The 25,130-nt window shown below is 37.5% G+C and carries 21 protein-coding genes and 2 pseudogenes; 14 read left to right on the plus strand and 9 right to left on the minus strand.

Annotated elements, in window-relative coordinates:
• Positions 1 to 17: 17 nt before the first annotated feature.
• Positions 18 to 719 carry an ABC transporter ATP-binding protein gene (locus tag DYQ05_RS02515; RefSeq protein WP_020964332.1) on the minus strand — a complete coding sequence of 234 codons (702 nt, stop codon included), beginning with the start codon at positions 717 to 719 and terminating at the stop codon, positions 18 to 20.
• 16 nt (positions 720 to 735) lie between these two features.
• Positions 736 to 1,095, minus strand: a complete 360-nt coding sequence (locus DYQ05_RS02520) for a GntR family transcriptional regulator (protein ID WP_020964333.1) — start codon at positions 1,093 to 1,095, stop codon at positions 736 to 738.
• Between the two features lie 256 nt (positions 1,096 to 1,351).
• Here DYQ05_RS02520 and DYQ05_RS02525 point away from each other — a divergent pair, with 256 nt between their 5' ends.
• The 6 genes and pseudogenes from DYQ05_RS02525 to DYQ05_RS02545 all read left to right on the plus strand — a co-directional run bounded on the left by DYQ05_RS02525 (position 1,352) and on the right by DYQ05_RS02545 (position 7,242).
• Positions 1,352 to 2,497 (plus strand): CD0519/CD1768 family membrane protein, encoded by a 1,146-nt coding sequence (locus DYQ05_RS02525; protein ID WP_024468172.1) that lies wholly within the window; start codon positions 1,352 to 1,354, stop codon positions 2,495 to 2,497.
• Between the two features lie 148 nt (positions 2,498 to 2,645).
• A pseudogene (gene dnaX / locus DYQ05_RS02530) lies at positions 2,646 to 3,785 on the plus strand (DNA polymerase III subunit gamma/tau); the annotation flags it as partial.
• Positions 3,786 to 3,883: 98 nt separating this feature from the next.
• Positions 3,884 to 4,516, plus strand: coding sequence for a hypothetical protein (locus DYQ05_RS02535; RefSeq protein WP_206183775.1), 633 nt, complete (start codon positions 3,884 to 3,886; stop codon positions 4,514 to 4,516).
• 46 nt (positions 4,517 to 4,562) lie between these two features.
• Positions 4,563 to 4,685: a hypothetical protein gene (locus DYQ05_RS14280; RefSeq protein WP_290121751.1), complete on the plus strand. Its 123-nt coding sequence runs from the start codon at positions 4,563 to 4,565 to the stop codon at positions 4,683 to 4,685.
• Between the two features lie 75 nt (positions 4,686 to 4,760).
• Positions 4,761 to 6,686 (plus strand): molecular chaperone HtpG, encoded by a 1,926-nt coding sequence (htpG, locus tag DYQ05_RS02540; RefSeq protein WP_206183776.1) that lies wholly within the window; start codon positions 4,761 to 4,763, stop codon positions 6,684 to 6,686.
• A gap of 154 nt (positions 6,687 to 6,840) precedes the next feature.
• Positions 6,841 to 7,242 carry an Hpt domain-containing protein gene (locus tag DYQ05_RS02545; protein WP_020964337.1) on the plus strand — a complete coding sequence of 134 codons (402 nt, stop codon included), beginning with the start codon at positions 6,841 to 6,843 and terminating at the stop codon, positions 7,240 to 7,242.
• Positions 7,243 to 7,245: 3 nt separating this feature from the next.
• Here the strand turns inward: DYQ05_RS02545 and DYQ05_RS02550 are convergent, their stop codons facing one another.
• The 5 genes from DYQ05_RS02550 to DYQ05_RS02570 form a co-directional block, all read right to left on the minus strand.
• Positions 7,246 to 8,889, minus strand: coding sequence for a methyl-accepting chemotaxis protein (locus DYQ05_RS02550; RefSeq protein WP_206183777.1), 1,644 nt, complete (start codon positions 8,887 to 8,889; stop codon positions 7,246 to 7,248).
• Positions 8,826 to 9,113 carry a hypothetical protein gene (locus tag DYQ05_RS02555; RefSeq protein WP_206183778.1) on the minus strand — a complete coding sequence of 96 codons (288 nt, stop codon included), beginning with the start codon at positions 9,111 to 9,113 and terminating at the stop codon, positions 8,826 to 8,828. Before DYQ05_RS02555 ends, DYQ05_RS02550 begins: the two co-directional genes overlap by 64 nt.
• 259 nt (positions 9,114 to 9,372) lie before the next feature.
• Positions 9,373 to 10,203, minus strand: coding sequence for a sigma-70 family RNA polymerase sigma factor (locus DYQ05_RS02560; RefSeq protein WP_020964339.1), 831 nt, complete (start codon positions 10,201 to 10,203; stop codon positions 9,373 to 9,375).
• A gap of 170 nt (positions 10,204 to 10,373) precedes the next feature.
• Positions 10,374 to 11,417: a KamA family radical SAM protein gene (locus DYQ05_RS02565; RefSeq protein ID WP_206184087.1), complete on the minus strand. Its 1,044-nt coding sequence runs from the start codon at positions 11,415 to 11,417 to the stop codon at positions 10,374 to 10,376.
• Between the two features lie 44 nt (positions 11,418 to 11,461).
• Entirely contained in the window at positions 11,462 to 13,426 is a 1,965-nt protein-coding gene (locus tag DYQ05_RS02570) for a hypothetical protein (RefSeq protein ID WP_024469100.1), read from the minus strand.
• A gap of 66 nt (positions 13,427 to 13,492) precedes the next feature.
• On the opposite strand from DYQ05_RS02570, the gene DYQ05_RS02575 reads away from it, so the two are divergent.
• From DYQ05_RS02575 to DYQ05_RS02590, 4 genes are all read left to right on the plus strand, one after another.
• Positions 13,493 to 14,881: a tetratricopeptide repeat protein gene (locus DYQ05_RS02575; RefSeq protein WP_024469101.1), complete on the plus strand. Its 1,389-nt coding sequence runs from the start codon at positions 13,493 to 13,495 to the stop codon at positions 14,879 to 14,881.
• 125 nt (positions 14,882 to 15,006) lie between these two features.
• Positions 15,007 to 15,636: a 5-formyltetrahydrofolate cyclo-ligase gene (locus DYQ05_RS02580; protein ID WP_206183779.1), complete on the plus strand. Its 630-nt coding sequence runs from the start codon at positions 15,007 to 15,009 to the stop codon at positions 15,634 to 15,636.
• Positions 15,637 to 15,772: 136 nt separating this feature from the next.
• Positions 15,773 to 16,585: an ABC transporter substrate-binding protein gene (locus DYQ05_RS02585; protein WP_206183780.1), complete on the plus strand. Its 813-nt coding sequence runs from the start codon at positions 15,773 to 15,775 to the stop codon at positions 16,583 to 16,585.
• A 16-nt stretch (positions 16,586 to 16,601) separates the two neighbouring features.
• A complete protein-coding gene (locus DYQ05_RS02590) occupies positions 16,602 to 17,456 on the plus strand; it encodes a transporter substrate-binding domain-containing protein (RefSeq protein WP_206183781.1) in 855 nt (284 codons plus the stop codon).
• A 57-nt stretch (positions 17,457 to 17,513) separates the two neighbouring features.
• Here the strand turns inward: DYQ05_RS02590 and DYQ05_RS02595 are convergent, their stop codons facing one another.
• On the minus strand, positions 17,514 to 17,978 hold the full coding sequence (locus DYQ05_RS02595) for a hypothetical protein (protein WP_206183782.1): 465 nt from the start codon (positions 17,976 to 17,978) through the stop codon (positions 17,514 to 17,516).
• Positions 17,979 to 18,304: 326 nt separating this feature from the next.
• Here DYQ05_RS02595 and DYQ05_RS02600 point away from each other — a divergent pair, with 326 nt between their 5' ends.
• The 4 genes from DYQ05_RS02600 to DYQ05_RS02615 all read left to right on the plus strand — a co-directional run bounded on the left by DYQ05_RS02600 (position 18,305) and on the right by DYQ05_RS02615 (position 22,830).
• Complete coding sequence (locus DYQ05_RS02600) at positions 18,305 to 18,850, plus strand: superoxide dismutase family protein (protein WP_024465919.1); 546 nt, start codon at positions 18,305 to 18,307, stop codon at positions 18,848 to 18,850.
• Positions 18,851 to 19,124: 274 nt separating this feature from the next.
• Positions 19,125 to 19,619: a flagellar export chaperone FlgN gene (gene flgN / locus DYQ05_RS02605; protein ID WP_024467405.1), complete on the plus strand. Its 495-nt coding sequence runs from the start codon at positions 19,125 to 19,127 to the stop codon at positions 19,617 to 19,619.
• 15 nt (positions 19,620 to 19,634) lie between these two features.
• Complete coding sequence (gene flgK / locus DYQ05_RS02610) at positions 19,635 to 21,506, plus strand: flagellar hook-associated protein FlgK (RefSeq protein ID WP_206183783.1); 1,872 nt, start codon at positions 19,635 to 19,637, stop codon at positions 21,504 to 21,506.
• A gap of 76 nt (positions 21,507 to 21,582) precedes the next feature.
• The gene (locus tag DYQ05_RS02615; RefSeq protein WP_024469075.1) at positions 21,583 to 22,830 is read left to right on the plus strand and encodes a flagellar hook-associated protein 3; all 1,248 of its coding nucleotides are present in this window, start codon (positions 21,583 to 21,585) and stop codon (positions 22,828 to 22,830) included.
• A gap of 142 nt (positions 22,831 to 22,972) precedes the next feature.
• Here DYQ05_RS02615 and DYQ05_RS02620 read toward each other — a convergent pair.
• Positions 22,973 to 25,065: pseudogene (locus DYQ05_RS02620) on the minus strand (methyl-accepting chemotaxis protein).
• Between the last annotated feature and the right edge of the window lie 65 nt (positions 25,066 to 25,130).

Here is a 25,130-nt window from a genome sequence, read left to right on the forward strand (position 1 = left end):
CCCTAAAAAACTTCAGGTTATACACCGAAAACTTCAAGATAAATTTGATAAATGGATTTTCCGCGTGTTATGCGTAAATCTTCCGCATCGCCTTCCAAAACGACTTCCCCGTCTTTTAAAAATGCAACATCATTGAATATATGCTCAATATCGGAAACAAGATGAGTTGTAATTAAAATAGCGCTTTCTTCGGACCATGTTTTAATAATCGTTTTAATAATTTGTTCCCGTGCTACAGGGTCGGTTCCGCCCAGGGGTTCATCTAAAATATAAAGTTTTGATGCCCTGGAAAATGTAAGTGTAAGATTTAATTTTTCAATCATACCCTTTGACATTGTTTTTACGGTTTGCTTAGGTTCGAGTTTCATAAAGTTAAGCATATCAAATGCCTTGGCTTTATCGAAATCTTCAAAAAAATCGGCATAAAACCCTATCGCATCTTTTGCACTCATCCACGGATAAACGACATTTTTATCCGGCAAAAATGAAACGATTCGTTTTGTTTCAATACCGAAATTTTTTCCGCATACGGTAAAAGAACCTCCGGAAGGTTTCAGTAATCCCGCAATAATTTTTAAAAAAGTTGTTTTCCCTGAACCGTTAGGCCCTAAAAGTCCGAATATTCTTCCGCTTTGAATATTTAAACTTACATTTTGCAATGCCGCTTTTTTGCCTAAATATGTTTTACGTAAATTATTTGTTTCCAATATTACACTCATAGCTTCTCCTTAAAATTTATGTCAGCTTTTTTGTTACGGCTTCGATAATTTGACTGTCGGAAAATTTAATTTTTTTTAAGCCTTCAATTGCAGTGTTTAAAATATCTTCAGCCATTTCATTTGAAAGCTTTTTCACAATATCGGAATCATCTACAACATAACTGCCCAATCCTCTTTGTGAAAAAGTAACGCCTTGTGCTTCAAGGTCTCTGTAAACTCTAAACATCGTATTAGGGTTTACATCCATTTCTACCGCCATATCGCTCATCGATAAAAGTCTTTCTCCCGGAGCAATTTCGCCGTCAATAATCTTATATTTGATTTTTTCGATTATCTGTAAGTAAATCGGGCGGTTTTGATCATATTCTACTTTCAAAAAAATCCCTCCTGTCAATAATATTAACCTATAGTAAAATAATTGTATGTATACTATGTGTCTATAATACTATATTATTTTTAAAAAAATGTCAAGCGGAAATTATCTTTTTTGCTTTTATATTTATAAAATAAGCTAAAGCGGATATTTAAATTTTTATAACGTTATTTTTTTACCGTATACACGGTTACATCCCTCTTGAAAAACCGACTTACTTTTATTATAATCGCTAAACTGTTCTGGAGGAATTATTAAAATGGAGCAAAAATCTTATTTTAAAAAAGAAATCGGTTGGGAAAATTTTATTTTCATAGTTTGTTTTTTCGGTTTTTTTGCCGGCGTGGGCTCGGTTATGGGCGGCGTAAATATGATTAAAACTATGATGGAAACCGGTTTTGATTTGTTGGTAAACATTTGTTTGTATTTAATGGCCGTTGCGGTTTTGGCAGGCGCCGCCTCAGGGCTTTTTTCCGAATTCGGTGTAGTAGCTTTAATTAACAAACTGTTATCCAAACTTATGAAACCGCTTTACGACTTACCCGGAGCCGCCTCGCTTGGAGTATTAAATTGCTATCTTTCCGATAACCCTGCAATTTTAACTTTTGCAGATGATGACAACTTTAGAAGATATTTTAAACAATATCAATTGCCGGCACTTACAAACATCGGTACAGCCTTCGGAATGGGTTTAATTACTACAACGGCAATGATGGGGTTAAATGTAAAATCGGCTCTTCCCGCCGCTTTACTGGGAAATATAGGTGCAATTGCAGGCAGTATCGTTTCGGTGCGCTTAATGATTCATTTTTCTAAAAAAATGTACGGTAAAGATAAATTCGTTTCGACTCACAGAGCTGAAAGCATTCCGGAAAAAATGCGTACGGTACGCGAAGGCAGTGCCGGAAAACGGTTTATTCAGGCAATGCTTGACGGAGGAAAATCCGGTGTAAATATGGGAATGGCAATTATTCCGGGTGTAGTTATAATTTGTACGGTAGTAATTATGCTTACAAACGGTCCAAGTCCGGACGGAACATATACGGGAGCCAGCCGCGAAGGCATTGCTCTTCTTCCGTGGATAGGAACGAAATTAAGTTTTATTTTATCCCCTATTTTCGGGTTCAGCACACCTGAAGCTATTTCGGTTCCTATTACCGCACTCGGTTCAACGGGTGCCGCTTTGGGTGTCGTAAAAGAAATGGCTGCGGCGGGTAAAGTAACGGCAAACGATATTGCTGTATTTACGGCAATTTGTATGTGCTGGAGCGGGTATATTTCTACACACATCGCAATGATGGACGCTCTTGATACAAAGGAGCTTACGGGTAAGGCCCTTTTAAGCCATACAATAGGAGGCTTATTTGCAGGCTTTGTTGCGCATTTACTTGCCTTTTTACTTTAACTTTTATAAATTTCATATCTTTTAATTTAAAATAGCGCTGCGGTTTATTAAAATACAGACCGCAGTGAAACTTAAAAATAATTACAAAACTTACGGTCCTTTCATCTACCTGTTTCATTTTACCTTATTTTTTGTTATAATATTCTCTATGGAATATCAAGTAACTGCAACGCGGCGGAGGCCGCAAAGGTTTGAAGATTTACTGGGACAGGAATTCGTTGCTGCCACCTTACAAAAATCTATAGAAGCCGGAAAAATTGCTCACGCTTATTTGTTTTCCGGGCCCAGAGGCTGCGGAAAAACAAGCTCCGCACGTATTTTGGCGAAAGTTCTAAATTGCGCAGAAGGACCTAAATCAACCCCTTGCGGGAAATGCACTTCGTGCGAAGAAATTACTTTGGGCTCCTGTTTGGATGTAATTGAAATCGACGGAGCTTCAAATACCGGTGTAAATGATGTGCGTCAAATTAAAGATGAAATATTGTTCCCGCCTAATTCCAACCGCTATAAAATTTACATTATAGATGAAGTTCATATGCTTTCTACAAGCGCATTTAACGCTTTATTAAAAACTATAGAAGAACCTCCTCCCTATGTAGTATTTATTTTTGCAACTACCGAAATTCATAAGGTGCCGGCAACAATAAAAAGCCGCTGTCAACAGTTTAATTTTAAATTGGTGCCTATTGAAATTTTAAAAGAAGCTCTTGCAGGAGCCGCCGCCGAACTTAATATACAAGCCGATGACGAGGCTCTTTATTGGATTGCGCGCGAAGCTACCGGAAGTGTCCGCGACGCTTATACTCTTTTTGACCAAGTGGCAGCCTTCTCGGACGGTCATATCACATTTGAAAAAATTCATGAAAAGCTCGGACTTACCGGAATAGAATCCATAAATAAACTTGTTTCGGCGTGTACGGCAAAACGCGGACATGAAGCTTTGGTTGTTTTGGACGAAATTTTACAAAACGGAATTTCGGTTGAACAAGTTGTTTCCGATTGTGCCGATTATTTCAGAAGTTTATTGCTTGTAAAGCACGGTATTACAAAAGAAGCTCTAATAGGGCAGCGTGCGGAGCGGTTTCCGCAAGAAATTTTAACAGGGTGGAATTCGGTACAAATCGAACAGGCCTTAAGTATTATGCTTCAGCTTTTTAAAGATTTACGCTTTTCCGTTGACCCGCGGTACGAATTGGAACTTGCGGTTTCAAGGCTGGCATGGCTTACCGACTATGTTTCTCCGCAAGAATTAAAAACCGCTTATGATGCGGCTCGAGAAATTTACTCGCTTCAAATGCGGCTTTGCCGGAATCCGGAAGCGGTAATATTTACTCGGAAAAACGCTCACATACCGGCAACAGGCGGCAAAATACGGACAGCCCTTATTTGCAAAACACGAACGGAGTAAATCTTCCCGATTACGGCGGCAGCGGATATCCTAATGCGGGAAACGGGAAATATCAAAACACCGGAAACTCTTATTTGCACGGCAAAGGAGAAGACCAATCTTTTAGCGGTGCGGGCAGTTTGACCGAACAGTTTAAGGCAATTTTAAAAAACGGAAGCGCCTCGAATAAACCGTACGGTTCGGATTCGGTAAAACACGAAGAAGAAAAAAAGACAGTCGAAACAGGATTGTCCAATCAAGCTGTCCGCATAGAGCAAAACAATACTATAAAAAATGATAACGCAAATAACCGTATTGAAAATAATCCAAATAAAAACATCTTAACGGGTAATTCTTCTCAAAATAAAACTGTTTCTTCCGAGGAGCTTGAAGAAATAAAAAAGCGGGCTGCCGAAATCTTATCGAAACAATACGGACTTTTAGCTTCGGCAGTAGGACAAAGCCGTGAGTGGACTTTAAAAAACGAAAATCTTTTTATTATTGCCAAATCCGCCTTTGATGTTTCGCTTTTACAAAAACATTCTGAAATTTTACGCAATACCGTTACGGAACTTATGGGGCTAAATTGTAAGATTGTAATTAAAGAATTTATCCCTCCCGAAAAAAAATGAAAAGGAACCGCTTCCGGAAGAAAAAAAACATCCTTATAAAATTTTAATGATTGAAGATATTTTTATGGGCAAGGTTGTAGAAAAAAAAGCTGTAGATGAAGGGTCAAGCGATATTGAAGAAACGGAGTTTGGCGGTTCGAACGAAACCGTTTCCGAATACGTATCGTAAACTTATACTGCTTGCCCTTTTGTCTATATTTTAGTATCTTAAAAAAACACTGTATTTAATTGGAGGCTGTTTTTTATGGCACAGTATAAGTTTGAGACGGAAGTGAATCAGCTTTTATCGCTTATTATTCATTCACTTTATTCAAACAAGGAGATTTTTTTAAGGGAGCTTGTTTCAAACGCTTCCGATGCATTGGATAAGTTAAAATATTTAACCGTATCCGATGAAGCTTACAAGCAAATTCAATTTAAACCGCGTATCGACATTTGCTTTGACGAAACGGCAAATACCTTAACTATCCGCGATACGGGTATCGGTATGAACGCTGAAGATTTAAAAAGCAATTTGGGAACAATTGCCCGCTCGGGAACAAAGGCGTTTTTGGAAAATCTTGCCGCCGCCGATAAAAAAGATTCAAATCTTATAGGTCAGTTCGGTGTAGGTTTTTACTCCGCATTTATGACCGCCTCTACGATTGACGTTATTTCAAAAAAAGCGGGCGAAACTGAAGTATGGAAGTGGTCGTCCGACGGCAAAGGCTCTTACGATTTGGAAGCGGCCGACGATTCCGCATTTCCGGTTATGGACGAAGTCCCCGAAGGTGTAAACGGCACCTGTATTGTATTACATTTAAATAATGAAGATTCGGAATATGCGACACGTTGGAAGATAGAAGAAATCATTAAAACTTACTCCGACCACATTGCTTTCCCTATCTATTTGCATTATGTTCAAAAAGAATACGACGATAAGGGAAAGGTAAAATCGGAATCTCCCAAGGTTGAACAAATAAACGACGGGGGAGCGCTTTGGCAAAAATCCAAAAGCAGCTTAAAAGAGGAAGATTATTTTAACTTTTATAAATCGCTTTCGCACGATTCCGAAAATCCTCTTATGTATATTCATACAAAGGCGGAGGGCACACAGGAGTATACTACGCTTTTTTATATTCCGTCCAAGGCTCCCTTCGATATGTTCCATGCGGATTACAAACCGGGTGTAAAACTTTTCGTAAAGCGGGTATTTATTACAGATGATGAAAAAGAACTCTTACCTACGTACTTGCGTTTTGTACGCGGAGTTATAGACAGCGAAGATTTACCCTTAAATGTAAGCCGTGAAATCCTGCAACAAAACAGAATTCTTACAAACATTAAAAACGCTTCGGTAAACAAACTCTTATCCGAGTTTAAAAAACTTTCCGAAACCGATAAAGAAAAATATTCCAAATTCATTGCGGAATTTAACCGACCCTTAAAAGAAGGCTTATACGGCGATTACGAGCACCGCGAAGAACTTATGGAATTAGTGCGCTTTAAGACTACAAGCTCCGAAGTAAAAGAAGATGAATGGACAAGTTTTGCCGATTATGTTTCCAGAATGAAAAGCGGACAAAAGGCAATTTATTATATTACGGGCGATGATGAAAAAACTCTTCGTCAATCTCCGCACCTTGAAGCCTACAAGGCAAAGGGTTTTGAAGTTTTAATTATGTCCGATGAAGTGGACGACATAGTTATTCCCTCTCTTCACAAATATAAAGAATGGGAATTAAAGGCGGCAAACCGGGCAGGCTCGGATGAAGAGCTGAATACTGCGGAAGAAACAAAAGAAGCCGAAAAAAAAGAAAAAGATTTTAAACCCGTTCTCGAAAAAATTAAAGAAGCGCTCGGAGATAAGGTAAAAGAAGTCCGCTTTTCAAAACGGCTTTCCGATTCGCCTTCGTGCATAGTTGTAGACGAAAAAGACCCGAGTTTACAAATGGAAAGAATGATGAGGGCAATGGGACAGTTTACGGCAAGTTCGGTAAAACCCATTTTGGAAGTCAATGCGGCTCATATCTTGGTACAAAAGTTAAAATCTTGCGAGGATAAAGCTTTTATAGATGATATGTCGAATATGCTTTTGGAGCAAGCCTTACTTGTAGAAAGCGGCGAATTAAAGGCTCCTGTAGATTTCGTAAAACGGATAAACCGTCTTATGTCGCAGGAATTAAAATAAGAAGTAACAAAACTTAAGGGCTTAATATGTATAAGCCTTTTAAAATATTACACCTTATTAATCTAAGACGGCTTAAATTTTTAAGCCGTCTTTTTCAAGTATTTTTGTAAACGTAAACGGCCTTTTAAAGGCTTAATAATAAAGGAATTATAAAATGAATGAACCTGATATGCTTAATAAAAATGAAGCAATAGAAAGATTAGGCGGCGATGAGGAAATATATTTGGAACTCTTAAAAACTTTTTTAGACGTTTACAAAAACGATGAAAAAGAAGCCGCAGCACTTAAATTTCTTTTACAGGGCAGTGCGGAAAAGATTATCGAAGATACGGAAGTCTGCGAAAATGTCCGCAAAGAAGCTCATAAAATTAAAGGAGCTGCATATACTGTAGGAGCAAATTTACTCGGTCATGCCGCTCTCGCAATAGAGGCGTTTTTTAAGGACGGAAATACTTCATTTAATGAAGAAAGTTCCGATAGGCTTCAATCCTTATTAAAAGAATTTTCCGATATTTATGAGAAAACAATTATGGAAATAGCAAAATGTATAAGCTGATTCTTATACCTTAAATTTTCCCACTTCTTCAGCCAAGGCTTTAATACCGGCCTTATTTTTTTGGCTTATCCCGTTTACCTCTTCCACGGCATTATTTATTTGCGCCGCTCCGTCAGCCATTTCATTCATACTGTTTGTTATAATTTTGGTTAAATCGTCAAGTTTATACATTTCCTGTGCCGCTTGTTCGCCGCCGTTAAGCATTTCTTCGGAGCCGTTTTTTACTTCTTCTGTTACGGAATTGATATTTTTTACAGCTTGCAAAATTTCCCTATTGGCATTTTCCTGCTCGTGCATTGCAGATAATATTTTCGATTCCCGTTCCGTCAACCCGTTTACCAATTCGTATACATCATCGAAAATTTTTTCAGCATTATTTCCCGCTGCCGTTATTTTCTCTATAATTTGAAGCGACTCTTTTATTACCGTACCTATTTGCTTCCCCTGTATGTTCGATTCTTCCGCCAGTTTTCTGATTTCATCGGCAACAACGGCAAACCCTTTTCCCGCTTCTCCTGCATGAGCGGCTTCAATGGCCGCATTCATTGCAAGTAAATTGGTTTGACTTGCAATATTTTGAATAACCAAACCGGCTTCCAATAAAGAGCCCGATTTTTCCGCAATTTGCGCTACAATTTCATTAGTTGCGCGGGCGCCCCGTTTTCCGTTTATTGCTTGTTCGTGAGCCGTTTTTATCGTGTCGCTGTTTTTTTCAAGCATTTGGGTTACCGAACTTATGTTTAAAGTCATTTGCTCAATAGAAAAAGACGCTTCGGTTATACTTTTTACCTGCGACTCAATGCCGGAACCGAGCTGTTTAATAGTTCGAATCATCTCTTCGATAGTTGCAGCCGTCTCCGTTACACTTGCAGCCTGTGTTATAGCCTGCTGTTTAACTCCGTCAATATTTGTATTTATTTGGCGAATTGAAGCCGCCGTTTCGCTCATATTTACGGCAAGGGTGTTTCCCAACACCGTTAAATTATTTGTTTCGCTCATAATTTCATTTAATAAATCGGAAGTAATACTTTGAAATTCATTTAATTCTTTCATTAAAAAACCGAATTCATCGCGGCTTATAGTTTGCATTTTTTCTTTTGTGTAATCTCTATTTGCCATTTCCGAAGTAAAATCCAAAATACGTTTAAGTCTAAATGCGGAACCGTTTGCCTGTAAATATAAATCGAACAGCCCCATAAAAATACCGATACATAATAAAGGAATTGTTTTCATGCTTATTGCAGCTTGAACGGAATCGCCCGAATTTAAAATAAGTAAGGGTGCCAAGGCTATAAGAACCGTTCCGGTAAAGCTGAAAAATGCGGTAAGAACCGACCGTATTTTTAAAGGCATTCCTCTAAACTCCGCATGAAGCGGTATTATATGCAGCCATTGTTCAAATTTTTGAATAAAAAATACATAGAAAAATAATGCAAATAAAAAACAATTTCCTGCGGAAAACATTAAAATCGATTTAAAAATGTTTGTTGCCAGATATTCCGGTATATATAAATACAATAAAACCGAAGGAATAAAAACGGAAAAAATAATAGGAACTATAATAAGCAATGTTTCATATAGCTTTATGGATTTAAGCGCTTTTTTATATGATGTATCATTTTTATGATAAGAAATAAAAATACCCATAAAATACCGGTAAATAAAATATGCGGCCGCCGCAGTAATAATAAATAAAAAAGGCGTAAAGAAATTAAAAAAGTTTTTTTAAAATCATCAAAAGATAAAATTCCGAAAACCGCAGCTCCGAATATAAAAGGTATTTGCCATGAAGTAATAATTAAAAGAGACAAAACAATTATCGATTTCGGAGGAGCGTCCAGCTTTTTAAACTCAAGCATTATTTTTTCCATATTTGTCAACTCCTTTTGTTGATAAAATTTAATTTTTTTACTGCAAAATCATTTATTATACTTAATTATTATATATTCATCGGAAGATTATTTCAATACAGGAGTTAAAATTAGAAATATTGTTTTTATAATTTTTTTTTAATTATAACAGGAAACTCCGTAATCCTATAACAGGCTTTACGGCATTTCCCGTATAACTTGTGTACTAAAAATCTTAAGCCCCTTGTGTAATTGTTAACCCGTCTGACTTGCAGATAATTTATTGATATACCGCCATTGAGCGGATTACATTTTTTTGAGTTCTAAGTTTGCGCAATGCCTTAAGCTGTATTTGCCGTATGGATTCTGCGGAAACCGAATATCTGCTTCCCAAAAAAGCAAATGAAAGTTTTTCATTTATTCCGTTTAAACCGTATCGGTTTTTTATAATATCTTTTTCTCTATCGGTTAAAACGCCCATGCATTTATTAAGTTGTAACCTGAATTCCTTATTTATTGCTTCTTCTTCTGGATTATAGGTATTGCATGCAATAATATCATACATACATGAATTTCCGTCTTCCTGAACGGGAGCATCAAGACTGCATATATCACGTGCAATTAAATTTTTTAATTGCATAACGGAGCTTTCCGATTCGTTTATCAGTTTGGAAAGTTCCTCATCGGACGGTTTTATACCGTGGTTTATTTCATATTTTTCTTCTTCATTTTTCATTTGGCGCATAAGAAATTCTTTTCTTACGGGCAGTTTTATTATTCGTTCATGAGAATTTAAATATCGGGAAAACGATTGTTTTATCCACCAAACGGCATAAGAGGAAAACCTGACATTAAAGGCTTTGGAAAACTTTTTTGCCGCTTTTATCAATCCGATATTACCTTCCTGTATTAATTCCATAACTACGGAATTATTTTTACTGTACCTTTTTGCCATTTTTATAACCAATCTTAGATTTGAGGTTATAAGTTTTTCAAAGGCTGCATAATCTCCTTTTTTTGCAGCATCAGCCAAAACGATTTCTTCTTCGGCAGTTAAAAGAGGGTATTTTTTTGCATCTTTTATGTATTGTAGTAAAACGTCATCTACCATTTTAATCTCCTTGCTTTTATATTTAAGCAAAAATTATGCTAAGTAATTATAATTGATTTTAGAGATAAATACGTTTTTTTAACAAAAAAACAAGATTAGATTGGAGATAATAGATGTTATTAAGTTTTAAATATATATAAAAAATAATACACTGTATTATTTTTTATATATTAAAGTGTATATTTATGTATAACTCCATCCGTTCCCAAAGCGGAAAAAGAAGAAAGTCCGTTTTTTTCTACTATTTTTTCCATAGCGACAAGGGCTGAAAGAGGAAATTTTCCTCCCCCTTCAGGTAAATCCGCCGAAAATTGCGGACGGGAAAGCCCTGAAAGCCGCTTTTCAAGCGTTTTCCATAAAGTTAAAGCGTCTTTTAACGGCACTCTGAAGTGAGATGTCCCTGCCGCCGCATCAAGCTGAAAAAGATAGCCGGGCTTTATTCCCATACAGGTGAGTGTATGAAAAAGTATAACCAGAGTTGTTTCATCGTCGTTTATATTTTTTAAAAGAACGGTTTGACTTTGAACCGGAATCCCCGAGTCTATACAGTCAAGTAAAGCTTTTTTTTGTCCGCTTCCCAACTCTGCGGGGTGATTTATATGAGGAATTAACCAAAGAGGTTTGCTTTGTTTTAACAACCGCAACAGACCGGGGGTAAAAACTTCCGGGGCAAAAACGGGCGCCCGTGTACAAAGGCGTATTATAAGATTTTGTCTGACGGCTCTTAAAGCGCATAAAACCCGTTTTATGTTTTTATATCCGCCGCTTAAAGGGTCGCCGCCGGAAACGAGGATTTCCGTAATTTTCGGATTTTTTTCAATATAATTGCAAACGGTTTTTAATTCGTTTTCATTTATAAATCCGTGGTTTCTTGACGTAAACCCCCTCCTGAAACAATATCTGCAATATGAAAGACATTTACCGGTAGTCAATAGTAAAACTCTGTTTTCATACTGGTGTACAAGATACGGTGTAATGCAATATTTTTGTTCACCTAAGGGGTCGGAAGTTTCGTAAAGTGCAGCATTTTTTTCTTTTTCCGAAAATTCCAGCTGAAGACGTAAGGCTTTTAAATCTTTAAGTCTTTCCGGTTTTTTTATTGCCTCTTTTTCAATTTCGTTAAGCAATTTTTTAAATGAAGGAGAAATTAAAACCGGCAATTCGGATTCGGACGTTTGTTTTGCCGAACATTTACGCCAATCCGTTTGATTTATGTTTTTTTGCCGTTGAGATAAAAACGACTTTATATTCACCTTGTCTAATTCTCTCCTCCCGGAGGTGTTCCGTTATTTTCTCCGCCTTCTTTTGAACTTTCTTCGGTACCGCCTTGCGTATTTTCCGTACCTGCGGGAGGAGTTTCTTCTTGCGCGGCGGCAGGCGGCACAGGTATGGGAGCCGGCTCGGGAGGTCTTCCTAAAGATAAAATAATATCTTCAAAGTCTTTTTTATGTTTCAGTTTTAATAAAAGAGTTCCCGTCCGTTCATCGTAAACATAACCGGAAGAGTTATAAATTTCAAAACGCTGGTCGCTTCTAAAATTTATTCCATGTATTTGAATCCGATAAAAGGGTCTTATTCCACGTATAATAAGATAGTGCATATCTTCGGTTTTAAAGCCTATCCTGAATGCAAAGACCTTTGCATTGTTTTGAGTAACGGTAATAGAATTTGATGAAGTCCATGCCCATATCCCATGCTCCGATTGCAAACCGAGAGATTCCTCATGCGGAAAAGCCGGATTATCCGTTACGGCCAGAGGATATAACTTATCCGCATATAAAATTACCGAATCGTTTGCCATTAAGCCGAGCTTTGTTGTTTTGCTGCCTTGAATATCGAAATAAGCGGGTAAACTTGCGGATTCCCCCGCATAGGACAATATGGAAGAATATAGCATTTGTCCTACAAATTTCCATGCCTTTTTTTCGGGATTTTCCTTTCCGTACCTTATTAAAATTGCAGCTATTTCCAAAGTTCTTTCGGTATCGATTTGTTTTTCGTCGGAAGAAACAAATAATCCTTCGTCAATCGAAAAAAGGGAATCTTTTAAAATTTTTTCGCAAAGCTCCGTATTTTCATAAAAAATATTTCTGTTATTGGGGAAAAACAGAGAATAGTCCATTGCCGCTTCTAAAATACCGGCTGCATTGCAGGCGTTTAAATTTTCTTCCGAAAGATTTTGCATATTTTTTTGCAATGCAAATATAAGGTTTGTTTTTGAATGGTTTACCAAATACGGAATAAGAGCCCTGTTTTTAAAAGCCGACGCGGAATTTAGAGAAATATCGGAAGATATATTTTTTAATTTTTCCCTGTCGTATACCGCAAGGGATTTTTCGGTTTGAACGAGATTGTTATAAAATGTACATGATTTATATGTCCGCTTTTCTTTCGGAACGGCAAGAGGCTCCGCATTTTGTTTTGCTTTTTGAAATTGTCCGCGGGAAGCCATTTCCGCAATATAAGCCGTTAAAATATCTTCATTATAATTTTTGGAAATTACCGCATTTTCCAAAAAAGCCAAAGCCTTGTCCCTGAACGAAGTTTTTGTTTCCGAATACACGTTGTCGCTTGCAAGTAAGGTATCGGGAATACTTTCAAAAGCTAAACTTTGAGCAGGTATGTATGTTTCGTAAAATGCCGTCGGCTTTTCACTTGAAAGAACGAGATGCGGAAATTCCGAATTTTGTTCATCGGAATTCTCAAAACCGTAACCGCCCTTAAAAAGATAGCGGTTTTTTCCGTAACGTAAAAAAATCTTATTATCATGCCTTTCAAGCCGTGCCGTTTGCGTCAGTTTCCACGGAAAATAAATATTGGCCGTTTCTGCCGGCATTTTTGCGGCTATTTTCACTGCGTCTATACCGCCTGAAGAATAAGCCGTAAATAAAACGGAAATTCCGTCCGAACATTCTACGGTAAATGAATCTTCCGATTTTTTATATGCATCTACTTTAACGGGTATTTTGTTACCGTCCTTTGTTTCGGCAAGTATCGGACTTTGCTCCGTTATATAAAAATCCAAACCGTTTGATACAATATGAAGAGGTAAAAGAGGAGCCGCAGAACCGTCTTCGCTTACCTCATGTCTTCCCGAAACGGACATAGCTCCTATTGTATAAGAAAAGGTCTTTCCGATTGTAAATTGAATGACGAAAATGCCGAAAATAATAAATATGTACAATGCAGCTAATGCAACTATCCTACTTGATTTATGTTTCATAAGAGTATAGTTTATATAAACTGAAGAATAAATGCAAGAGGCATTGTAATCTTAGGAGAATATTGAATGAAAATAAAATGTATTTGTTACTGTCTTATAAGCGGTGTTTTTTTGTTTGTGTCATGTGCAACTACAAATAAGGCCGTAAATTCGGAGCAGGTTAAAGCAAAACCCCAAAAAGAATCGCCAAGAGCCGAATTTGCCGGCAAACTCAACGAAAATTTAAAAAAAGGGGATTATGAAGCGGCCTTAGTTCTTTTTGATAATCTGAAAGAACCGCTTGCCTCCGATTCTAAAATAAAAATTTTAAAACTTTCGGTTTTAATTTCGGCAAATAAGATAAATGAAGCATCGGCTTATGCTTCCGCTTTGGAAGCGGAATATCCTGAAAATACCGATATTTTGTATGCTCAAGCTATGCTTGCGCAAGCTGAAAATAATGCCGCAAAGAAAAATACATATTTAGATAAAATTTTGGCAAAAAATCCGAAGGATACACACGCGTTGACCGAAAAGGGCTCGGATTTATACGGAAAAAAACAATATAATGAAGCCAGAAAAAGATTTTTAGAAGCGTACAAGGCGGATAAAACAAATATTGAAGCCTTAATAGGGCTTGCAAGAATCAATTATATGCAAAATAAATTGGAACAAGCCGAGCTTAATTTAAATGAAGTATTAAAGCAGCAGCCGGATAACAGTATCGCCCTTGCGGAACTCGCCCGTATAAAATCCGAAACGGACAGAATGTATGAGGCCTTAAAGGATATAAACAAGGCGGCTTCCATTGACCCTAAAATTCCCGGTCATTGGATGGATTTGGGTGCTTACAATATGCAAATAGGAAGAAAAAAAGAAGCCCTTGCCGCATACAATAACGCAATTAATTTGGACCCCGATTCATATCTTGCTTATATTTATCGTGCCGGTTTAAATGATGAGTTGGGTAATAAAGAAGAGGCTTTAAAAGATTATGTGAAGGTATGTAATTTATATCCTGCATATTATTTTGCCCTTGAAGGAGCGGGGATTCTTTTTTGGGAAAAAAGCGATTGGTTAAATGCACGTACCGCCTTTGTAAAAGCCCTTGCAAAAGCACCTGCTTCATACCAATATGCCATTCTTGCCGTAATTTGTTCATATAAAATGAATAAAAAGCAGGAAGCAAAAACGTTTATGCAAAATTACTTAAAAACAATCGACCGCAGTAAAAATGAAACGGAATATTTTATTTGCCGCCTTTTTGCGGATTTTGCAGGGGACAGCGAGCTTATTAATCGGGCGTATAACGAAAAAGATATGGTAAAAAAAGGTCGATTATTTTTCTATATTGCCGAATTTTATAATCTTACAAAAAAAGACAATCTTGCACAAAAATTTTATAATGAAGTACTGTCGATAGAAAATCCCGGATTTTTTGAATACAGACTTGCAAAGGCCGGGATAAAGCAGTAAAAGACTTGTCCGGGATTATCTGTCCCATTGAAGTTTTATTGCTGCAATGTGCAGCTGATATGAAAAATCCCGGACGGAACAATATGGAAAACAGGTTTTTATTGTTGATTTACAGAAGATGATTTATGGATAAAAAAGCTGAAATTCGTCTTGCAATAAAAGAATATTTTTTAAGCCCTGAAGGCAAAACAGCAATACAAAGAGCTGAAAACTTGCAAAAAGACGTAAATTATTGCAAAAAATTTTTAAATAAAATTCCCTGCTATGAGAAGGCAAAAACGATACTGGCTTATTATCCTTTAAAAGAAGAATTCCCCACACTCGGATTATTAAACCGAGCATTTTCGGACGGAAAAACAATAGCTCTTCCGGTAGTTACGGGTAAGGATTTAATTTTTAAAAAAGTAAATTTTGTAAACGGAAATATTGAACCCGTAATTAAAGGCTGTTTCGGTATCTTGGAACCTTCGGAAAAAGCCGAACCGATTTTTTATACAAACGGCAATACTTCGGAAATAAACGGAGATATATTGCCGCTGATAATTTTGGTTCCCGGCAGAGCTTTCGGAAAAAAAGGGGAAAGGCTGGGAAGGGGCGGCGGTTTTTATGACCGTTTTTTTAAAAAACTGTTTCAATGCGTAGATAAAAATTCCGTTGCCCTTATAGGAATTTGTTTTTCGGGACAGATTACGGACGGAATACCTATGGAAGAATTCGATTATTTTGTAAATTCCGTTTTAACCGAAGAGTTATAAATAAGGCTTACCGCTTTTTATTTAACGATTTTATCAAGCATATTGAAAAGTATGGGAAAATAAGCGGCTTTACAAGCGGCATATTATGTGTTATATTGAACATATAACACATTGTGTTTTAATATATGGAGAATAAATGAAAATAAGAAATCTTGTTTTAATTTGCCTTTTAATATCTCTATTTGTTTCATGCCGAAAAAATAAAAACGATAAAGACTTGTTTTCAGATGATATTTCTTTAGCAAAGGTTCTTGTTGACGGCAAATTAAGGGTCGGCGTTGCGTCCAATTATCCTCCTTTATGTTTTTCTGACGGCAGAGGAGGTTTGCAAGGTTTTGACTTGGACATATTAACCGCCGTTGCCGATTTTATGGATATAGATATTGAATTTGTAGGTATGGACTGGACTGAAAAATTCAATTTTTTAACTGCTGATAAGATAGACTGTATTGCAAGCGGATTTTCGGCTACTCCCGAACGTGAAAAAATAGTGGAATTTTCAATGCCTTACTTTAAAAATGCGCAAGTTATTGTTGTAAGAGCCGGCGAAAATATCAAAACGCTTGAAGACCTAAAGAATAAAACCGTAGGAGCTCAAAAGGGAGCCCTCGGAATGGATATTTTAAATGCGTATTTAAAAGATACTGTAAAAACAATAAAAACATATAGCACTATAATGCAGGCCTTTTCCGATTTAAAGGATAGAGGTGTAGATGCCTGTATAACCGATTTTTGTTCGGTCGCCTATTTGATAAATCGGGAAGGTAATAGATATGAAATATTGGAAAACTGTCTTGCCTCCGATTCTTATGTTTTTGCCTTTAAAAAAGGTGCCGTATCTTTAAAAGACGAAATCAACGAGGTTTTACTTGAACTTGAAGAAAAAGGAGTCCTTGAAAAGATATCGCGTAAATGGTTCGGCTCTAATGTTATAATTATAGGAAAATAATATTATGAGAACATATATGAAAAACGGCAAAAGCGATAAATCGCTTATTTTATGTATTGTATTGTTTGTCGCGCTTTTGTTTTGCCAGTCATGTTCAGCTAAAACCAGGGCTGTAAGACAAAAATTAAGAGGAAAAAATTACGACATTTCTCTTGCAAGGATTTTAGTAAAAAAAGAATTGATTATAGGACTTGAGTATAATTTACCGCCTTTTTGTCAAATAAGTCTTCTTTCTCAGGAAATAAACGGTTATGATATTGATCTTATAAAAGAAACATGCTCCAGAATGGGAGTAAAGCCCGTGTTTAAAAATATAGACTGGGCAAAAAAAGATGAACTTTTAAGAACCGGCGAGATAGATTGCATTTGGAGTTGTTTTTCTTATACGGCGGACAGGGCAAAGGCGTATACCTTATCTATGCCGTATATAAAAACCGCAACCATAATTACGGTAATGGAAAAAAGCCCGTATAAAACGCTTAAAGATTTAAAAAATAAAACTATAGGAATGCAGGACGGCTCTTCCATGCGTTCCGCATTGGAAACGCTTAGCATAAAGTACGGAGTACCTATAAACGTAGCTTTATATCCTACATCAAGCGATGCCCTGATAGCAATGGAGTTGGGGCAGGTAGACGGAGTTGCTCATGATGTACTTGTCGTAGACTCCATAATAAACAAAAACCGAAGGCCGTATAGAATAATTCCCGAAGCTCTTTCCGCAGATGAGTGCGTAATAGCATTTCGTTTGGGAGATATTGCTCTTAAAAATGCTGTAGAATCGGTGCTTAAAGATATGGCAAAAACCGATTTTTTTGAACGTGCATCAAAAAAATGGTTCGGCTCAAATATATCGCTTATAGGAAGATAATAAAACGGGGTTTATTTTAGCCGGCAATAAACCCCGTTTAAAATCGAATTTATATATTTATTTTAATTCGTAATCTTCCGGAGCTTTTTTTATTTCGCTAACCGTCGGAGATTTTACTTTTTCAAAAACGGAAACAACTTTAAACTTTTTGCCTTTTTCATAAAGCTCCGCTGTAGTTGTCGCCGTTGTTCCTTTTATTATAAACGTACTGTTTTCTGCTCCACCTATCAGCAGTTTATCTCCGTCAACAGTATAAGGTATGGGCTTACTTTTTTTAAGAACGCCGCCCTTTTTAGCAGCTAGATACATAATATTATTTTTTGTAAAGCAATTATATTCATGATGATCACCCTCAGGATAGGTTTTTTCTTTTTCCCGCATACCATTACCATAAATAGTTACCTTTCTTAATTCCCATACTCCCTGGAATTTTTTTGTTTGCGAGCAGGTTGAAGTTAACATTATAATACCGATTAGAAAAATCAGCATTCCGAAAAAGGAAACCATATTTTTTCGTTCCATGACAGTACTCTCCTTGTCTGCAATCTTTTTGCAGAATTTTTAACTCGTTTTAATTTAAACATTACTTTATCCCTGTGCTATCCTGTTATTTAAGATAGGGTTTTCAAATGAATAAAATTTTTGTCAAAATTAAAAGCCTTTTTATTATAGCGCAACTTTTAATTTTGACAAGAGCATAGGCTGTATTTTTACCGAATTTACCTGAAATCGGCGATTTTTACAAATTTTTTACCTTAATTTACAAAAATTATACAACAAATATTGACTATTGGAATATTTTTCAGTACGTTTATTATAATATCTTATATTTATAAGGAGAATTGGATATGAAAAAAATTATGATTTTTTGTTTCGTATTGCTTGCCTCTATGCTTTTTGCGCATGAGGGGCATATGCATTACGATCCCAAATCGGAGCCCAAACATTTAGTGATAACTATGTTTCTTCTTACGGAAAACGGTGATGTTGAAGTGGGTGAAATTGTAGCTGTGGAAACAAAATACGGTGTTGCATTTTTTCCGAACTTAAAGGGCTTGGAAAGCGGCTTGCACGGTTTCCATGTTCATGAAAACTGCGATTGCGGTGCTACGGAAAAAGGACTGGGAACAAAGGCCGGAGGACACTGGGACCCTAAAAAAACCAACAAACATTCTTTCCCGTGGGACGACAAGGGGCACAAAGGAGATTTGCCCGCTTTATACGTTGATAAGGACGGAAACGCTACTTATCCGGTTTTAGCTCCTAAAATTAAAACCATTAAAGAATTAAAAGGTCATTCTTTAATGATTCATGTAGGCGGAGATAATCATAGCGATCACCCGGCTCCTTTAGGCGGCGGCGGTGCAAGAATGGTTTGCGGCCTTATAAAATAATTTTAATTGTGCAGTAAAAACTTTTATGCTTATATTTTATAACATAAAAGATTTTTTTTGCAAAACATATTGCATAACCTTTAAAGGTCATATTCAAATATGTAAATTTTGAATATGACCTTTTTTAATATTCCCTAACGGTAATTGCAGCACTTTTCCTTAATGAAAATTGCGGAATATCGGAAGATATTATATAATCAGACATTATAACCTCTTTTCTCCTAAAGCTGAAAATTAAAATGCCGATAATGCTAAGGTAGAGGAGTATTCTTTTATGAATAAAAAACTTAGCATAGCGGAACAAACCGCCTGTATTTTAAAAAAACAAATAGAGTCGGTAGAAAAAATTTATTTGCTTCAAAAAGATATGTATAAAAATGTTTTGGAGCGCGATTGGCTTGAAAGCGAAAAGTGCTTACGTTCTTTGGATAAACTTTCAAAGGAGTTTAAAGCCTTGGATAAGGAGCTTTACACCCTTGTCGAAGAAGGCGTTTTCGGTGAAGATGAGATAGATTTTTTTGCCTTTACAAAAAGTCTTAACGAAGCCGACAAAACCGCTTTAAATACCCTTTATAAAACATTAAAAGAAAAACTTGCCTCTTCAAAAATAGAAAACGAGGTTTTTTCAAGTTATATTACACATGCTCAATCTTTGGTACAGGGCGTTATAAATATTATTTCCGAAGAACGGAACGGAAAATGCTATACGCGTACCGGAAAACATGTTAATGCCGATATGACGAGTTTGGTTTTAAACGAAACTCTTTAAAAAACGGAGGAAAATATGTCAACATTTGCTTCAATAGAATTGGGAAAAAGAAGTTTATTTGCTCACAGGCAGTCTACACAAACGGCAGGTCATAATATTTCAAATTCATCTACACCGGGATATACACGTCAAAGGGTAAACCTTGACGCTTTTGAGCCTATTTACCGGCCGGACTTATCCCGTGCGGAAACTCCCGGGCAAATAGGACAAGGCGTTACAATAGGTTCCATTACAAGGCTTAGGGACGAACTTTTAGACCAGCGTATAGTAGCTTCTACGGACGAGTTGGGCTATTGGCAAACAAGGGATTCATATTTAACGCTTTTAGAACAAGTTCATAATGAACCTGAAGATATTTCCGTACGCACCCGTATGGACCAATTTTGGGAAGCATGGCAAGAGCTTTCGCTTTATCCCGAATCGGACGCAGCCCGCCAAGTGGTGCGTACACGGAGCGAAACGCTTACCGATTCCATTCATCATCAATACAGGGCATTGCAGGAAATACGCGATATGGTTCACGGAGATATAGAAGCTACGGTTAAGCAAGTAAATGATTTAACCGGAAGGATTGCAGCTCTTAACGAAGAAATCGTAAAAGTAAAAGCAATGGGAGATAACCCGAACGATTTAATGGATAAACGAGATGTTCTTACGGAAAAACTGTCAAATTTAATCGATATTTCCGTAGACAAGAGGGACGAAGATGAAACTTATGTAATTCACACGGCGGGTTTGGAAATTGTTCAAGGGTCTACTCATAGAACCTTCGATTTAAAGGCTTCAATCGGGAACGATAATTATGCCGATGTTGTGTGGTCGGATTCCGGTAATCTTGCTCACTTTGAAGCCGGAAAACTTGCCGCTTTGATAGAACTCCGCGATACGGATATCCGAGATGAAATCCGTAAACTGGATACTATGGCTATGAACTTTGTAGATTTGGTAAATGATGTACACCGCAATGCTATGACTCCCAACGGAAAAACCGGAATAGATTTTTTTAAGGAGCAATATTTTATAAATAATACTTTGGGCAACTTTGATGCAAACGGCGACGGAGAATACGACTCTTCTTATATATTCAGAATAACGGGAAAAAACACCTTAGACCCGCGCGAGCAAATCGGCCTTGAAGGAACTCTTACCCTTTCCTCCGGTGAAGGAACTGTACAAATTCCTTATAAATCTACGGATATGGTTTCGGAATTGATAGAGCGTATTAACCGCTCCGGCGCGGAGGTGGTTTCATACTTGGACCAAAATAATAAGCTTGTTTTAAAAGGCACGACTTCTTTAAATAAAGAAAATCCAGATTTTGTTATTAGGCATATTGAAGATTCGGGAAGATTTTTAGCAGGTTATTCCGGAGTACTTTCCGCAAGCGGAGAGGAAGGCGCTTATGACTGGGGAAGGGCAAATGCCGTTGATGTCTTGGACGGGGCTCAGTTTGCGGTTTCTCCGATTGCTCACCCCTCCGGCTGGCTTGAAATGAATCCCGTAATAAAAAGCGATATACAAAATATTGCGGCAGGTTATAGGGGCCCTGAAGGCACCGCATATCCGGGGGATAACCGTGCGGCCTTAGCAATTGCGGCAATTAGAAACACTCCGGTTATGGTAGGCAATTCCAAAACCTTCGATGAATTTTTTGCCGATACGGTTACCGAAATAGGATTAAAGGGCGAACAAGCCGAAATGATGCTTAACACGCAAACGGCAATAGTTAAAGAACTTCACGATATGCGAGATTCCGTTTCCGGCGTAAACATAGATGAAGAATTATCGGATATTATTAAGTTTCAGCACGGATACAATGCTTCGGCAAGATTTATTTCCGTCGCAAACGAAATGCTGGATACGGTTATAAATAGAATGGGCGTATAATTTACGTTTACAAACCTTTTCGGAATTTGATATTTTTTATAAAAAGGTTTTATGATAAACAATTTAGGAGTAAATTATGATGAAAAGAATAAGTACAAATATTCAGCACACTGACAGTAATTTTTCTATGAGGAATCAGGAATCGAGACTTCATAATTTGAATAATCAACTGCAATCGCAAAGACGCATTCAGCAGCTTAGAGATGACCCTATAGCGGCAGGTCATTCGGTTAGGTATAAATCGTTTCTTACAAGGCTTGAACGGTTTGAAAAAAATACGCAAACCTTGCGCGACCAATATATGGCTTCCGAAACATATATGAATAACTCCTTACAGGTTATGCAAAGATTAAGAGAGCTTTCCGTTCAGGCGGCAAACGGAACATATACCCCCGAAGATTTAAAAGATATGGCAAGCGAAGCGGATGAACTTTTAAAAGAGCTTGTACAAAACGGAAATGCGGTCAACTCCGACGGAGTGAGGATTTTCAGCGGGACAAAAAGTTTTACGGAACCCTTTGAAGTTGTAATGGGCGATGTAGACGGAGGCGGTTCCGCAATGATAACCCAAGTGCGTTATAACGGAACGGTTGATTCAAAAGAAGTGGAAACCGATGAGCTTTCTTTTATGCGCGCGGACCATGCAGGGAATAGAATCTTTTGGGCTGAAAAACAAAATCTCCTTTCGGAAACAGATGCAAGAAATTTTACGGTAAAAGAAGATACCGAAATAGAAGTTGACGGAGTAAAAATTCCTTTAATTGCAGGCGATAATGTCTATGCAATAATTTCTAAAATAAACGATTCGGGAGCTGCCGTTAAGGCTTCCCTTGACCCCGTTACAAGCGGTTTAAATTTAGCTACAACCGATGCAAGACAGCTTTGGCTTAGAGACGGAGAAAACGGCACGGTTTTGTCGGACTTGGGGCTTATAAAAGCCGAACAGCGGCCCCCTTATAATTTAGCCAATTCCGTACGCGTATCGGGAGGCTCCTTATTCGATGCGGTAATAGCAATGCGGAACGCCCTTCTTTCAGGCGACCAGGAATCTTTAGGCGGAAAAATTCTCGGCAGTATAGACGGAGGCATTCATAATTTAACTACGCGTATGGCGGAAACGGGTTCGCAATATGCCCGTGCGGAAACAACGCTTGCCCGTTTAAGCACCGTTCAGCTTAACGTAACCGCAGCGGAATCACGTGAAGCCGACTTGGACATAACCGAGGCCATTACCAACTTAAAAATGTTTGAACATACCCATCAAGCATCTTTAAGCGTATTGGGAAGGCTTTACAAAGATTCTCTTTTAAATTATTTAAGATAAATAAAGAAGCGGCCGGGAAGACTTAAAACAAATAAGAAAAACGGCAAAAAGCGGTTTACAGAAAAAAGCATAAGCTGCAACAGTACCGGCAGCTTATGCTTTATTTTTTATATACGGCATAGATATCGGTATTATTTAAAAATCATACCTTAAATTTGCCGACCTCTTTAGCCAAGGCTTCAATACTCATCTTATTCTTTTGAGTAATCTCATTTACTTCCTGTACCGCATTGTTTATCTGTATTGCCCCCGAAGCCATCTCGTTCATACTGTCCGTTATAGTGCGGGTTAACCCGTCAAGTTTATTCATCTCATCGGCTACCCCTTCCCCTCCTTTAAGCATCTCTTCGGAACCCGCCTTTACTTCCACAGTTACCTCATTTATATTGCGTATTGCTTTTAACACCTCCCTACTTCCATGCTCCTGTTCCCTCATAGCATCCATAATGCGATTACTCATTTCCTTTACATTTTCCGCTAACGAAAAAATTGCATTAAATTTTTCTTCTACGGTTTTTGAAGCCTCTGAAAGGGTTTCAATTTCATTTGAAAGAGTTTTAATGTTGAAGTAATGGTTTTCCCCTGAGTCGAGGATTCCTCCGCAAGCTTTCTAATTTCGTCCGCTACAACCGCAAAACCCTTTCCCGCATCTCCCGCATGAGCAGCTTCTATCGCCGCATTCATAGCTAAAAGGTTAGTTTGGCTTGCAATGTGCTGAATAACGCTTGAAGCCTCCATAAGGGAGCCCGATTCTTCAGCAATCTTTTGAGTAACGGTGTTCGAAGAGGAAAGAGTTTCTTTACCGTCTGCGGTAGCTGCCGCAAGCTCTTTAATGATGCCGTCGCTTTTTTCAAGTGTTTGAGTAATGGAAGCTAGGTTTGCAACCATTTGTTCAACGGAAGAGGAAGACTGAGCTACCGAAGCGGCTGGGGTTTCAATACTGTTATTAAGCTGCTTTATGGTGCGGATAATCTGCTCGACGGTAGCGGCGGTTTCGGTAACGCTTGCCGCCTGGCTCATAGTTTGCTGTTTTACCCCGTCGATGTTAGCGCTTATCTGGTTTATGGAGCTTGCCGTTTCGGTCATATTGGAGGAAAGCTCGGAACCGATGGACTGCATAGCACAGGAATTTTCTCCTACGGATTTAATTGAAGAGCTTATTTTTTCTATAGTTTTATTAAAGTATTGGGAAAGGTCTGTGATTTCGTCGTTACCGTGAAGAGGCAGGCGCACCGTTAAATCGCCTTCGCCTTGAGAGATGTCTTTTAATGCCGTAACAACTTTTGTAATAGGTTTTACCATAGAATGAGAGGTAAAAAAGACAATGATTAAGGCAATCAGTAAAATGCCGATACCGAGAACAATCATCATAAAACGCAAGGTATTTATTGCCCCCATAAATTCATATACCGGCGCGGAAATAATAACCGTCCAACCGGTTGTTTTTATTTTTGCATAGGAAGCTATTTTCTTAATACCATTATATTCATAAAAATCTATTGAAGGCTTATCATTATCTATAGCCATTTTCTCAAAAGCTGAAACAGATGCAAGAGTTCTATCTTCTTCAGACATTTTGATTATGTTCTCCATCCTTTCTACAAGGCTGAAATCTTTAGAGGCAATAGTAGTTCCGGTTAACCCCAGTATATCACAGTATCCCGTTTGCCCTATGGTAATATCATCGATAATGTTCGTAAGCCATTTTGCATCAAGACTTGCGAGAAGACAGCCTGTAACAATATGATTATCATCATAAATTGGAACAGCAAATACAATTATGAAAGAACCGTCTTGACGTGCAGTAAACGGTTCCGAAACAAAATTTTCTCCATTAACGGATCTGCGAAAAAAATCTTTATCGGAAATTTTAATCGTTTGTCCGTTTTCCATATACCTGATACCGTTTATATCACATAAATCCATTTTTTGAATTATATTATTAAATGCAGCCTCTTTTTTTAAATAAACAGCTTTTTCTTTGTAAGAAACATCCGAATTTCTAAATATAGGAGCTCGTACAACACCTTCCAAAAATTGGAATATAGCCGTTATCCGTCCGTCAATAATTTCCGCCGTATCCGTCGCCTTATCTATAAGGTGAGTTTCCACCTTTTCCGTAACGGCTTTTTTTGCAAGCTGCATAGTTAAAAGCCCCAATACCAAGATTGATACGGCAACCAATAAACCGAAGATAATCAATAGTTTAGTTTTAATGGAAAAACGACTTTTCATTTTATAACTCCTTTTAACCGATTATTTTATGATATGAATTACAGTAAAGCGATAATTCGTTTTAT

The organism is Treponema pedis (genome assembly GCF_017161325.1).
Lineage (GTDB): Bacteria > Spirochaetota > Spirochaetia > Treponematales > Treponemataceae > Treponema_B > Treponema_B pedis.

Excerpts from the sequence above, each read along its gene's own strand:
- DYQ05_RS02585 (WP_206183780.1), top strand. The coding sequence starts at position 15,773 with ATGAAAATAAGAAATCTTGTTTTAATTTGCCTTTTAATATCTCTATTT.
- DYQ05_RS02555 (WP_206183778.1), bottom strand. The coding sequence starts at position 9,113 with ATGGAAAAAATAATGCTTGAGTTTAAAAAGCTGGACGCTCCTCCGAAA.
- DYQ05_RS02575 (WP_024469101.1), top strand. The coding sequence starts at position 13,493 with ATGAAAATAAAATGTATTTGTTACTGTCTTATAAGCGGTGTTTTTTTG.
- DYQ05_RS02545 (WP_020964337.1), top strand. The coding sequence starts at position 6,841 with ATGAATGAACCTGATATGCTTAATAAAAATGAAGCAATAGAAAGATTA.
- DYQ05_RS02590 (WP_206183781.1), top strand. The coding sequence starts at position 16,602 with ATGAAAAACGGCAAAAGCGATAAATCGCTTATTTTATGTATTGTATTG.
- DYQ05_RS02560 (WP_020964339.1), bottom strand. The coding sequence starts at position 10,203 with ATGGTAGATGACGTTTTACTACAATACATAAAAGATGCAAAAAAATAC.
- flgN (WP_024467405.1), top strand. The coding sequence starts at position 19,125 with ATGAATAAAAAACTTAGCATAGCGGAACAAACCGCCTGTATTTTAAAA.
- DYQ05_RS14280 (WP_290121751.1), top strand. The coding sequence starts at position 4,563 with ATGATTGAAGATATTTTTATGGGCAAGGTTGTAGAAAAAAAAGCTGTA.
- flgK (WP_206183783.1), top strand. The coding sequence starts at position 19,635 with ATGTCAACATTTGCTTCAATAGAATTGGGAAAAAGAAGTTTATTTGCT.
- DYQ05_RS02550 (WP_206183777.1), bottom strand. The coding sequence starts at position 8,889 with ATGGGTATTTTTATTTCTTATCATAAAAATGATACATCATATAAAAAA.
- DYQ05_RS02580 (WP_206183779.1), top strand. The coding sequence starts at position 15,007 with ATGGATAAAAAAGCTGAAATTCGTCTTGCAATAAAAGAATATTTTTTA.
- DYQ05_RS02515 (WP_020964332.1), bottom strand. The coding sequence starts at position 719 with ATGAGTGTAATATTGGAAACAAATAATTTACGTAAAACATATTTAGGC.
- htpG (WP_206183776.1), top strand. The coding sequence starts at position 4,761 with ATGGCACAGTATAAGTTTGAGACGGAAGTGAATCAGCTTTTATCGCTT.
- DYQ05_RS02570 (WP_024469100.1), bottom strand. The coding sequence starts at position 13,426 with ATGAAACATAAATCAAGTAGGATAGTTGCATTAGCTGCATTGTACATA.
- DYQ05_RS02600 (WP_024465919.1), top strand. The coding sequence starts at position 18,305 with ATGAAAAAAATTATGATTTTTTGTTTCGTATTGCTTGCCTCTATGCTT.
- DYQ05_RS02615 (WP_024469075.1), top strand. The coding sequence starts at position 21,583 with ATGATGAAAAGAATAAGTACAAATATTCAGCACACTGACAGTAATTTT.
- DYQ05_RS02525 (WP_024468172.1), top strand. The coding sequence starts at position 1,352 with ATGGAGCAAAAATCTTATTTTAAAAAAGAAATCGGTTGGGAAAATTTT.
- DYQ05_RS02595 (WP_206183782.1), bottom strand. The coding sequence starts at position 17,978 with ATGGAACGAAAAAATATGGTTTCCTTTTTCGGAATGCTGATTTTTCTA.